This window comes from Geminicoccus flavidas, from assembly GCF_009806515.1.
In the GTDB taxonomy this organism is placed as follows: Bacteria; Pseudomonadota; Alphaproteobacteria; order Geminicoccales; family Geminicoccaceae; genus Geminicoccus; species Geminicoccus flavidus.
Window position 1 is genome coordinate 1 of sequence record NZ_WUJP01000442.1, and the last position, 11,028, is coordinate 11,028.

Below are 11,028 nucleotides of genomic sequence, written 5' to 3' on the forward strand. Positions count from 1 at the left end.
GACTCCGAACCGGCGTGCCCGCGCCTTCTCGTCCTCGTTGCGGAACAGAAGCTTGCCCTGGAACTGGCCGCCGATGCAGCGCAGCGCCGCCGAGGCCAGCACGCCTTCGGGCGCACCGCCACTGCCCATGTAGATGTCCACACCGGTATCGGCGCGCGAGGTCGCGATCACGCCGGCCACGTCGCCGTCGCCGATCAGCCGGATCCGGGCGCCCGCCTTGCGCACGTCGGCGATGAGCTCGGCATGGCGCGGCCGGTCCAGGATCATCACCACGAGGTCGTTGACCTGCACGCCCTTGGCCTCGGCCAGGCGGTGGAGGTTCTCCTTGGGCGCATCGCCCAGCCTGATCACGTCCTTGGGCAGGCCCCCGCCCACGGCGAGCTTTTCCATGTAGACGTCGGGCGCATTGAGAAAGCCGCCCTTGGCCGCCATGGCGAGGCAGGCCAGCGCATTGGAGCCGCCCTTGGCACAGATCGTGGTGCCTTCCAGCGGATCGAGCGCGATGTCGACCTCGGGTCCCTGCCCGGTGCCGACCTTCTCGCCGATATAGAGCATCGGCGCCTCGTCGCGCTCGCCCTCGCCGATCACCACCGTGCCCTCGATGTCGAGCACGTTCAGGGCGGAGCGCATGGCGTCGACCGCGGCCTGGTCGGCCGCCTTCTCGTCGCCCAGACCCATCAGCCGGGAAGCCGCCAGCGCCGCGGCCTCGGTGACGCGCACGGCGTCCATGGCGAGGTTGCGGTCTTCACTTTGATAGTCGCTCATCATCGGCCTCTTCGGGCATGTGCCCAGGGTTCTTGCGAAAACGGGGGTCAGGCGCGCTCGACCCGGATCATGGTCGGCGCCTCCAGCACTACGGACAGGCCGGCGATCACGGCCAGGGCACGCGTCATCGCACCCTCGGCCGCCTCGTGGGTGGTGATCACCAGGGTCACCGGCTGTTCGGGGTCGCGGCCGCGCTGGATCAGGCTCTCGATCGAGACCTGGTGGTCGCGCAGCACGGCCGCGATGTCGGCCAGCACGCCTGGGCGGTCGACCACCTCCAGGCGCAGATAATAGCTGCCGACCAGATCCTCGGCCGGGGCCAGATTGCGCTCGACGAGGTCGGCGGCCGGCACGCCGAAGGTCGGTAGGCGCAGGCCGCGGGCGATGTCGACGATGTCGGCCACCACGGCCGACGCGGTGGGCCCGGCACCGGCTCCCCTGCCCTCGAACATGGTGGTGCCGACCCGGTCGCCCTCCACCGCGATCCCGTTGAACACCCCCTCCACCGCCGCGATCGGCGCGTCCAGCGGCACCATGGCCGGATGCATGCGCAGGACCAGCCCGGCCTCGGTCAGCCGGGCAGTGCCGAGCAGCTTGATGCGCAGGCCGAGCTGGCCGGCAAAGTCGATGTCGACCGGCTTGATCGCTCGGATGCCCTCGGGCTGCATCGCGTCGAAGCGCGGCACGCAGCTATAGGCGAGGCTGGCCAGGAGCGAGAGCTTGTGCGCGGCGTCGATCCCGTCCACGTCGAAGGACGGGTCGGCCTCGGCATAGCCCTTGGCCTGGGCCTCGGCGAGCACGGCCGCGAAGTCGCGCCCGGTCTCGCGCATCGTGGTCAGGATGTAGTTGGAGGTGCCGTTCAGGATGCCGGTGATCCGGCGGATCCGGTTGGCGGCGAGACCTTCCCGCAGCGCCTTCACGATCGGGATGCCGCCTGCCACAGCCGGCTCGAAGGCCAGCACCGCGCCATGCTCCTCCGCCAGCCTCGCCAGCATGCCACCGTGGTGGGCGAGCAGCGCCTTGTTGGCGGTGACCACGTGCTTGCCGGCACGCAGCGCCTGGCGGACCAGGTCGAGCGCGATGCCCTCCGAACCGCCGATCAGTTCGCAGACCAGGTCGACCTCGGGATCGGCGGCCAGCGCCCGGGCGTCCTCGTACCAGCGATAGCGGTTCGCCGGAAAGCCGCGGTCCTTGTCGCGGTCGCGCGCGGACACGGCCGTGATCTGCAGCCGCCGGCCGGTGCGCAGGGCCAGGACCTGCGCATTCTCCTCGATCAGCTGGACGGTGGCGGCGCCGACCGTGCCGAGCCCGGCGACCCCGATGCGAAGCGGGCTCATGCCGCCTCCAGCACCGAAGAGCCCGGCTTGGACGAAAGGCCGTGGCGCCCGAAGAACGCCTTGATGTTGCGGGCGGCCTGGCGCAGGCGCTGCTTGTTCTCGACCAATGCCAGCCGGACATGGCCGTCGCCATACTCGCCAAAGCCGATCCCGGGGGCGACCGCGACCTCGGCCTCCTCGATCAGCAGCTTGGCGAAGCCCAGCGAGCCGAGTTCGCGGAACGGCTCCGGGATCGGTGCCCAGGCGAACATGGTGGCAGGCGGCGGCGGCACGTTCCAGCCGGCCTTGGCCAGCCCGTCGATCAGCACGTCGCGCCGTTCCTTGTAGAGCAGGCGGATCTTCTCGACGCAGTCCTGCGGCCCGTCCAGCGCGGCGGTGGCCGCCACCTGAATCGGCGTGAAAGCGCCATAGTCCAGATAGGACTTGATCCGGGTGAGTGCCGCGATCAGGCGCTGGTTGCCCGCGGCAAAGCCGATCCGCCAACCCGGCATCGAATAGGTCTTGGACAGGGACGAGAACTCGACCGCGACGTCGAAAGCCCCCTCCACCTCCAGGATCGAGGGCGGCGGGCTGTCGAACCAGATCTCCGAGTAGGCGATGTCGGACAGGATGAACATGTCCTTCGCCTTGGCGAACCGCACCGCCTCCTCGTAGAATTTTCGGTCGACCACCTTGGCGGTCGGATTGGAAGGGAAGTTCAGCACCATCATGGTCGGTGCCGGCACTGAATGCTCGGCCGCATGGGCCAGCTCGCGCAGCAGGTCCGGCCCGTCCGTCATCGGCACGTGCCGGATGCCGGCACCCGCGATGATGAAGCCATAGGGGTGGATGGGATAGGACGGGTTCGGCACCAGGATCGTGTCGCCCGGGGCGGTGATCGCCTGGGCCAGATTGGCGAGGCCCTCCTTGGAGCCCAGCGTCACGCAGACCTCGCGCTCGGGATCGAGCTTCACCCCGAACCGGCGCCCGTAATAGTTGACCAGGGAGCGACGCAGTCCCGGGATGCCGCGCGAGGTGGAATAGCGATGGGTCCGGCCGTCGCGCACCGTTTCCACCAGCTTCTCAACGATGTGCTTAGGCGTGGGCGTGTCGGGGTTGCCCATGCCCAGGTCGATCACGTCCCGGCCTGCCGCCCGCGCCTCTGCCTTCAGCCGGTTCACCTCGGCGAACACGTAGGGGGGCAGGCGGCGGATGCGGTGAAAGGCTTGCTGCATCGAACAATGTCCCGGCAGTCCCGCAGCATTGCGGACGGATCGGCGTGGTGGGCGCCATCTAGCACGATCGGCACCGCTCGCACATGCACCCGATCGCATCGGCCGCGGGGGGTCAGCCCCTGGGCGCAGCGATGTCCACTATCCTGACATCGACCGCCTCGCCCTGGCCGGCCGTGTCCTGCGTCAGCTCGATCCGGTCGGCCGGCACGCCCTGGCGGCGGAGCAGATCGGCCATGGCCTCGGCGCGCTGGCCGGCCAGTGCGCCGTCTGCCGAGCGGCCGGTGACCGCGATGCTGCGGCCGGTGAGCGCGCCGGTAGCGACGAGCTCGGCGAACATCGGCTCCATCGCCGCCCTGCCCGGCGCGAGCTCGCGGCCCTTGAGCGGGAACAGCCAGCGCCGGCCCGCTTCCAGCGGCGCCGCCGCCCCGGCGGGCGCATCCTCGGTGCCGGTGACGGCGGCCACGTCGCCGCCGAAGAACCCGGCCATGCCCGCTGTCAGGCTGCCATCGGCACCGCCCCCATCCACCGGGCCCGTCGTCGGCAGGCGGTTGGCGGGTATGCTGCGGGTGGACGGCACCAGGGACGGCTCGATCTGGTCGGCTTCCGGCCCCACCGCCATGACGTCGTCCAGGAAGCTCGACAGGTCGCCACTCGTGTCGCGGCGCTCGATCAGCCGCACCTTGGCCGGTGCCCGGGGCTGCACCGTGCGTGGGGCCGGCCGGGGCTCCTCGGCGGGCATCACCTCCGGCGCGGGCGGCATGGGCGGCGGCGAGGCTCCCTCGGTGGTGCGCACCAGTTCCGCAGTGCGCCTGGCATGCGCCCGGTCCGCGACGAGCCCGTCCTGGATCTGCCGGCGCTGTGCGGCGCTGTAGCTGAGCTTGGGCCGGGGCGGGACCTCGCGCACGCTCGGATAGCTGTTCTCCAGCGGCTGGGCGGCCGCGGCCCTGGCGGCGTCCTCGGCGATGATCCGCTCGGCCGGCTCGATCATCTCGGGCTCGGGCGGGGTGCTGCAGGCCGCCAGCACCGGCAGGACGAGGAGTGCCCGTGCCAGCCGCCTGGCAGCCGGACGGCGGCCGTTCCCGCGCTGCTCAGGAACATTCTGTCGGTTCAGCATGCCACGTCCGTCTGGGTTAACGGTTCCACATTCGCCCGGCATCGTTGGCAGGAGCGGCACAGCTCGTCTACACGAGGTCTGGGGGCGGAGGCAAAGGCACCAAGGGTCCAAGAAGATGGGCGAACAAGCGAAGGCGGTAGCTGCCGATGAGCCGGACACGGCGGCGGTCCTCGGCGAGATTGCCGGTCGCAGCCAGAAGCTCATGCACGACTTCATGGAACGCCAGCAGCTTATGGAGCCGGCACCTCCCGGCATGGATCCGCTGGGGCTGGGCTCGGCGATGGTCGAGCTGGGTGCGAGGCTGTGGTCCAGCCCCGCGGAGGTGATGAGCGCGCAGTTCTCGCTCTGGCAGGACTATCTGCGCTTGTGGAATTCCACGACCTCGCGCCTGTTCGGTGCGGAGCCGGAGGCGGTGGTGGTGCCCGAACGGGGCGACCGGCGCTTCAAGGATGCGGCGTGGGAACAGAACCCCGTGTTCGACTTCATCAAGCAGTCCTACCTGCTGACCTCCCGCTTCCTGCTCAAGACGGTCAGCGAGGCGGACGGGCTGGACGAAAAAACCCAGGCCAAGCTGGCCTTCTACACCCGCCAGTTCGTTGATGCGCTCGCCCCCTCGAACTTCGTGGTCACCAACCCGCAAGTCCTGCGTGAGACGATTGAGACCAGGGGCGAGAACCTGTTGAAGGGCCTCAGCCACCTGCTGGAGGACCTGGAGCGCGGCAAGGGCCGGCTGTCTATCAAGATGACCGACCTGGATGCTTTCGAGGTGGGGCGGAACATCGCCACCACTGCGGGCAAGGTGATCTACCAGAACGACCTCATGCAACTCATCCAGTATGCGCCGACCACGGAGAAGCAGCACAAGCGCCCGCTCCTGATCGTGCCACCCTGGATCAACAAGTTCTACATCCTGGACCTCCAGCCGAAGAACAGCTTCATCAAGTATTGCTGCGCCCAGGGCTTCACGACCTTCGTGGTCTCCTGGGTCAACCCGGACGCTAAGCTCGCGCACAAGAGCTTCGAGGACTACATGCGCGAAGGCATCCTGGCGGCACTCGACGCGATCGAGCAGGCGATCGGCGAGAGGGCGGTCAACGCGATCGGCTACTGCCTGGGTGGCACGCTGATGGCCTCCACGCTGGCCTACATGGCGACGAAGCGGGACAGCCGGATCAAGGCGGTGACCTTCTTCACGACGCTGATCGACTTCAAGCAGCCGGGCGAGCTCGGCGTGTTCATCGATGAAGAGCAGCTCAAGGCCATCGAGGCCCAGATGTCGCGCACCGGCTATCTGGAAGGTGCGGAGATGGCGCACACGTTCAACATGCTGCGGGCCAACGACCTGATCTGGTCGTTCGTGGTGAACAACTACCTGCTCGGCAAGGAGCCGTTCCCGTTCGACCTCCTGTACTGGAACAGCGACAGCACCCGCATGCCGGCGACGATGCACAGCTTCTACCTGCGCAAGTTCTATCATGAGAACAAGCTGGTCGAGCCGGGTGGGATCTCCTTGTGCGGCGTGCCGATCGACCTGCGCAAGGTGAAGCTGCCGGTCTACTGGATCAGCACCCGCGAGGACCATATCGCGCCCTGGCGGAGCACCTATGCCGCGACCCAGCTCTACCAGGGCCCCAAGCGCTTCGTGCTGGCGGGCTCCGGCCATATCGCGGGCGTAGTCAACCCGCCGCACTCGGGCAAGTATGGCTATTGGGTCAATGACGACCTGCCGCCCGATCCCGACGAGTGGCTGGCAGGTGCCACGGAGCACGCGGGTAGCTGGTGGGACGACTGGCGAGACTGGCTCAAGCCGCAGTCGGGCGCGCTGGTGCCTGCCCGGGTGCCGGGAGCGGGCGGCCTGCCTGCACTCGAGGACGCACCGGGGAGCTATGTGAAGGTCCGGGCCGACACCGCCCCGGCCAGCGCGGCCGGCCCGTCAGCGTGAGGGTGCCGGCCGGCCGGTAGCCAGGGCTGCCAAGCGCTGGCCGCCGCGTTCCAGATGCGCCCAGCGGGCCTCCTCGTTCACCGAATAGTAGGGGACATAGTGGGGGGTGCGCTCTTGCGGCATGATCGCGTTGGTCAGGTTGTCCATGACCAGGAGCCGGCCGTCGACCAGCACCACCAGCACTGCATGGGCGAGGTTGCGCATCGTGTCCTGGACCACGACCATGCGCATGTCGCTGGCCGGCACGCCGAGTTGGCGCAGGGAATGGTATTTCAGGATCGCATAGTCCTCGCAGTCGCCGGTCCGGCGCAGGAATTCCAGCGGCGACGCCCAGTAGTCGCTCCGCCCCCAGACCTCTTGGTCGGAGCGATAGGGGATGCGGTTGGCGAAGCGGTTGAGTGCCCGCACCTGGCTCAGGCGGTCCTGGCCCCGCAGGTCCTGTAGCAGGGCCTGCCAGGCGATGGTGGCCTTGGACGGGCAGGCGGGCGCGGCCTCGGCGCAGGCGCGGTAGATCGGCTCCTCGGCCAGCACCTGCTGGGCGACCCGCCGCCACTGAGGCAGGGCGAGCTGCCGGTCCGCCCGCACCTCCACCGTATCGAAAATGGCGGGCATCGCGACCACCGCCCTGGGCAAGAGACTACATGTCAGTGCCAGCCCCGCGACGAGGCCTGCACGGATGATGCTCGGCATCATCAGGCGCTCCGGCTTGCGCGGCCTCTACGTGAGCCCGTCGCGTTTCCTCGGAGCGCAGGATTGCCTGGAAGTAGTGAACGAAATGGAAACGCCGGCAGCCGGCCTCGGCCCCGGCATACCGGGCTACCCGGTCACCGCCCGGCAGCCCGGTCGCCGCTCAGGCGAGGCCAGCGCGGCGTCTGGCATGGAGCCAGGCCGCGAAGCCGCCCAGTGCCATCACGATGACCGCGGCCAGCATGGTGAGCGTGCCGACGGCCGGCACCTGCGGCGTATAGCCGGACTGGATCTTGGCGCTGATCCATTCGGGGATGGTCTGGTCTGCGCCGGTCGAGAACATTGAGAGCGGGAAGTTCGCCCAGGACAGGAGAAAGGCAGACAGGAAGCCCGACACAATGCCGGGGGTCAGGATCGGCAGGGTGACCTCCTTCAGGGTCTGCCAGCGGGTCGCGCCCAGGTCGACCGCGGCCTCCTCCATCGCCGGATCGAAGGAATAGACCTGGATGGCGATCACCAGGGTGGTGATGGGGGCGATCCAGACCAGATGGGCGAACACTGCGGCCTGCCAGGACGGCGTCACCCCGATCGCGGAGAACCACAAGAGCAGGGCCAGGCCCAGCACCGCCTGGGGGAACAGGATCGGGAGCAGCAGGACCTTCTGGTAGAGCTTGCGGCCGGCCCAGCGGTAGCGGGCGAACGCCAGGGCACCGAAGAAGGCCAGCACCGTGGCGATCGTGGCGACCAGCAGGGCGATCACGAGCGAGGTCCAGAAGAAGCTGCGGATCGAGAGCGACGCGAACACATCCGCGTACCAGTTGGTCGCGAACTGCGGGATCGGGAACTTGAAGAACTTGGAGCGGGAGAAGGACGCCATCACCAGCGTCATCATGGGCAGGTAGACGAACAGCAGCACCAGGGCGATCAACATCCCGTAGAGCCAGCGCGCCGGACGACCGATCTCGTTCATGCGCTCATCTCCGCCCGAAGATGCCGTCGAGGTCGATGCGCCGGAGCAGTGTCACGGCGAGCACGCCGGCCACCAGGATCATCAGCACTGACAGGGCCGAGCCCTTCGGCCAGTTCTGGGCGAAGGTGAACTCGTTCTGGATGTCCTGGGCGATCATCACCACCGAGCTGCCGCCCAGGATTCGCGGCTCGGACAAAGCACCAGCGGCCAGGATGAAGGTCATCAGCGCGCCGATCAGGATGCCCGGCATAGCCAGCGGGATGTCGACCTCCTTGAGCACCTGCCAGCGCGTGGCGCCCAGATCGAAGGCGGCTTCCCGCATCTCCAGCGGCACCATGGCGATGCCCATGATCATAGGGAACAGCATGAAGGGCAGGTAGGTGTAGACTAGGCCGAACAGGGTGGCGCTCACCGTGTAGAGCATCGAGTCGGTGGCGATGCCGAACCAGGCCTGCAGCGCCCCGGACAGGACGCCGCCCTTCACCAGGAACAGCATCCAGCCGACCAGGCGCAGATTGTCTGCGACGAACAGGGGTGCGGTGATCAGGAGCGCCAGTACGCCCGCGACCCGGCCGAACACCCGGACCATGGCATAGGCCACCGGGTAGCAGACGACCATGCAGATGAGCGTGGTGGCAGCCGCCAGGTAGAGCGAAGCCAAAAAGGACCGGTAAAAGGAATTGGCGAAGATCTCCTGGAAGTTCGCCAGGGTCGGCGGCTGCAGGATCGAGAAGCTCTGCGGCGGCATGAACGCGAACGCCACCACGAGCAGGAGCGGCGCCACGAAGCCCGCCAGCATCAGGAGGGCCATCGGCAGGGCGGTGAGCACGCCCGCCTGCCGGAGCCAGGCCCGCCAGCCGGAAGGCTCCGGCGCTGCTCGCGCGGTCGTGGCGGCCGTGATCGTCACGATACCGGTTGCCTGCGCCATCTAGCGCCTCCGGAAGGCAGAGGTTCGCAAAGCCATGGGCCGGCGCATCACTGCAGCGGTCCCTTCGGGAAGATCATCGAATCGCCCGTATCCCAGCCGACGGTCACCGGGCTGTCCAGGTCGCCCTCGTAGCGCTGGTCGCGCAGGTTCTCGAGCAGGAGCACCTGCTTCTCGCCGACCCGGATCTGGTACTGGACCCGCGAGCCCAGCAGGTACTCGTTGTAGACCGTGCCGGTCACGACGTTGTGGGCCTGGCTGGGTCCGTCCACGAAGCGCAACGATTCCGGGCGGATCACCAGCGAGCATGGGCCGGCACCGGCCGATGGCGGCACCAGGTAGCGCGCACCGGTGACGTCGTCGGTGGCCGTGCCATCGGGGCCGACGGTCACGTCCAGGATGTTCACCTCGCCCATGAACTCGGAAACGAACCGGGTGGTCGGGCTGCCATAGATCTCGTTGGGCGTGCCGACCTGGACGAAGCGGCCGCGGTTCATCACCCCGATCCGATCGGACATCACCATCGCCTCCTCCAGCGAATGGGTGATGTAGACGAAGGTCTTGCCGGTCTGGCGGTGGATGTCCTTGAGCTCCTTCTCCAGCACCTTGCGCAGCTTGTAGTCGAGTGCGGAGAGCGGCTCGTCGAAGAACAGGATCTCGGGATCGAACGCGAGGGCCCGGGCCAGCGCCACGCGCTGCCGCTCGCCGCCCGAGCACTGCGTCACCGCCTTGCCGTAATAGTGGTCGGGCAGCCGGAGCTGGGCCAGGAGCTCCAGCGCCCGCTTCTTGCGCGCGGCGGGATCGACGCCGCGGATCTTGAGCGGGAACTCGATGTTCTGGCCGACCGTGCGGTGCGGGAACAGGGCCAGGGACTGGAAGACCATGCAGGTCGGCCGTTTGTTGGCCGGCACGTCGTTGATGCGCTGGCCGCGCAGCAGGATGTCGCCACGGGTTGGCTTGTCCATGCCGACCAGCATGCGGACCATGGTGGTCTTGCCCGAGCCGGACGGCCCCACGATCGTGAAGAACTCGCCCTCCTGGATGTCGAGCGTGATGCGGTCGACCGCGGCGAACTGGTCGAAGACCTTCTCGATCGCGCGGAGCTGTAGGATCGGCTGGGCCGCCCGGGCCTCAGCTTCAGTGGTGACCATCGCTTGGACGCTTTCACGTGATCCGGAGCCAGGAAACGAAAAGGGCCGGGATTGGACCCGGCCCAATGACGCGTCAGACGCCCTTCTCGCGCAGCGCCGTGGTGAAGATCGCGTGCAGCTTCGGATAGTCGGGGATGTCGTCGAAGTCGGCGCAGCGCGCCATCAGCTCCGGCATCCGGTCCCACTGGAAGGCGTCCAGCTCCTCGGTCGAGAACTGCTCCATCACCCTGGGATCGCCCATCTGCGCCACCGGGTTGAACGTGCCTTCGGCAAAGGCGACGTTCTTGCACACCTCCGGACGCAGGACATACTCCAGGAAGTCCGCGCCGCGCGGCGAGAGCTGCGGGTTGTTGACCAGCGAAGTCAGCTCCATCCAGCACACGCCATTCTTGCCGCCGAGCTCGGCCGGGCCGTTCTTCGGCACCACGCAGGTGAAGTGCGGGTTGCCGTCGAAGCGAGCGGTGGACACGGTATAGACGCTGCCTGGGAAGCTTGCCGAGATCGAGCCGTTGATGACGCCCAGCGCGATGGCGTTCATGTCGTCGGAAACGAAGGCGGCGTTGGTGATGACCTTGCGCATCACCTCTTCGAACTTGGCGATTTCGTCCTCGGTGAGCTTGCGGAACGGGCTGAAGCCCACCGCCAGCGCCGTGTGCATGATTGCCCAGTCGTCATATTTCAGGACGGCATACTTGCCGGCGAAGTCGTCCTCGAGGATCAGGTTGTAGCCCTGGTCCTCGGCCATCTCGACCGAGATGACGTTGGTGTCGACATTCATGCCGGACGGGCCGAAGCGCTGGATGTTGCCGAGCAGCTCCTTGCCGTCCTCGGACATGGCCCAGTGGTAGGGCCACTTGAACTCCGGCAGCATCATGTCCCAGTGCGGCCGGAACCGCTCCTGGTCGAGTGGCACGATCAGGTTC

Annotated in this window: 10 protein-coding genes; 1 reads left to right on the forward strand and 9 read right to left on the reverse strand. The window is 67.9% G+C overall.

Annotated elements, in window-relative coordinates; all coding sequences use genetic code 11:
• The 4 genes from glpX to EQG76_RS12450 all read right to left on the reverse strand — a co-directional run.
• Positions 1-765 (reverse strand): class II fructose-bisphosphatase (gene glpX, locus EQG76_RS12435; protein ID WP_159713771.1); only part of this gene is annotated, 765 nt, incomplete at its 3' end.
• A 47-nt stretch (positions 766-812) separates the two neighbouring features.
• Positions 813-2,102, reverse strand: a complete 1,290-nt coding sequence (locus EQG76_RS12440; protein ID WP_159713773.1) for a homoserine dehydrogenase — start codon at positions 2,100-2,102, stop codon at positions 813-815.
• Positions 2,099-3,316: an LL-diaminopimelate aminotransferase gene (locus EQG76_RS12445; protein ID WP_159713775.1), complete on the reverse strand. Its 1,218-nt coding sequence runs from the start codon at positions 3,314-3,316 to the stop codon at positions 2,099-2,101. Before EQG76_RS12445 ends, EQG76_RS12440 begins: the two co-directional genes overlap by 4 nt.
• Positions 3,317-3,428: 112 nt before the next feature.
• The gene (locus EQG76_RS12450; protein ID WP_159713777.1) at positions 3,429-4,430 is read right to left on the reverse strand and encodes a hypothetical protein; all 1,002 of its coding nucleotides are present in this window, start codon (positions 4,428-4,430) and stop codon (positions 3,429-3,431) included.
• Positions 4,431-4,545: 115 nt separating this feature from the next.
• Between EQG76_RS12450 and EQG76_RS12455 the strand changes: the two genes are divergently transcribed.
• Positions 4,546-6,372 carry a PHA/PHB synthase family protein gene (locus EQG76_RS12455; RefSeq protein WP_159713779.1) on the forward strand — a complete coding sequence of 609 codons (1,827 nt, stop codon included), beginning with the start codon at positions 4,546-4,548 and terminating at the stop codon, positions 6,370-6,372.
• Here EQG76_RS12455 and EQG76_RS12460 read toward each other — a convergent pair.
• From EQG76_RS12460 to EQG76_RS12480, 5 genes are all read right to left on the reverse strand, one after another.
• Positions 6,364-7,065, reverse strand: coding sequence for a transglutaminase-like cysteine peptidase (locus EQG76_RS12460; RefSeq protein ID WP_159713781.1), 702 nt, complete (start codon positions 7,063-7,065; stop codon positions 6,364-6,366). The two genes, EQG76_RS12455 and EQG76_RS12460, sit on opposite strands and share 9 nt — an antisense overlap.
• 157 nt (positions 7,066-7,222) lie before the next feature.
• Entirely contained in the window at positions 7,223-8,029 is an 807-nt protein-coding gene (locus EQG76_RS12465; protein ID WP_159713783.1) for an ABC transporter permease, read from the reverse strand.
• Positions 8,030-8,033: 4 nt separating this feature from the next.
• Positions 8,034-8,957 (reverse strand): ABC transporter permease, encoded by a 924-nt coding sequence (locus tag EQG76_RS12470; RefSeq protein WP_159713785.1) that lies wholly within the window; start codon positions 8,955-8,957, stop codon positions 8,034-8,036.
• Between the two features lie 47 nt (positions 8,958-9,004).
• Positions 9,005-10,105 carry an ABC transporter ATP-binding protein gene (locus EQG76_RS12475; RefSeq protein ID WP_159713787.1) on the reverse strand — a complete coding sequence of 367 codons (1,101 nt, stop codon included), beginning with the start codon at positions 10,103-10,105 and terminating at the stop codon, positions 9,005-9,007.
• Between the two features lie 73 nt (positions 10,106-10,178).
• A partial coding sequence (locus EQG76_RS12480; RefSeq protein WP_159713789.1) for a type 2 periplasmic-binding domain-containing protein occupies positions 10,179-11,028 on the reverse strand: 850 nt, incomplete at its 5' end.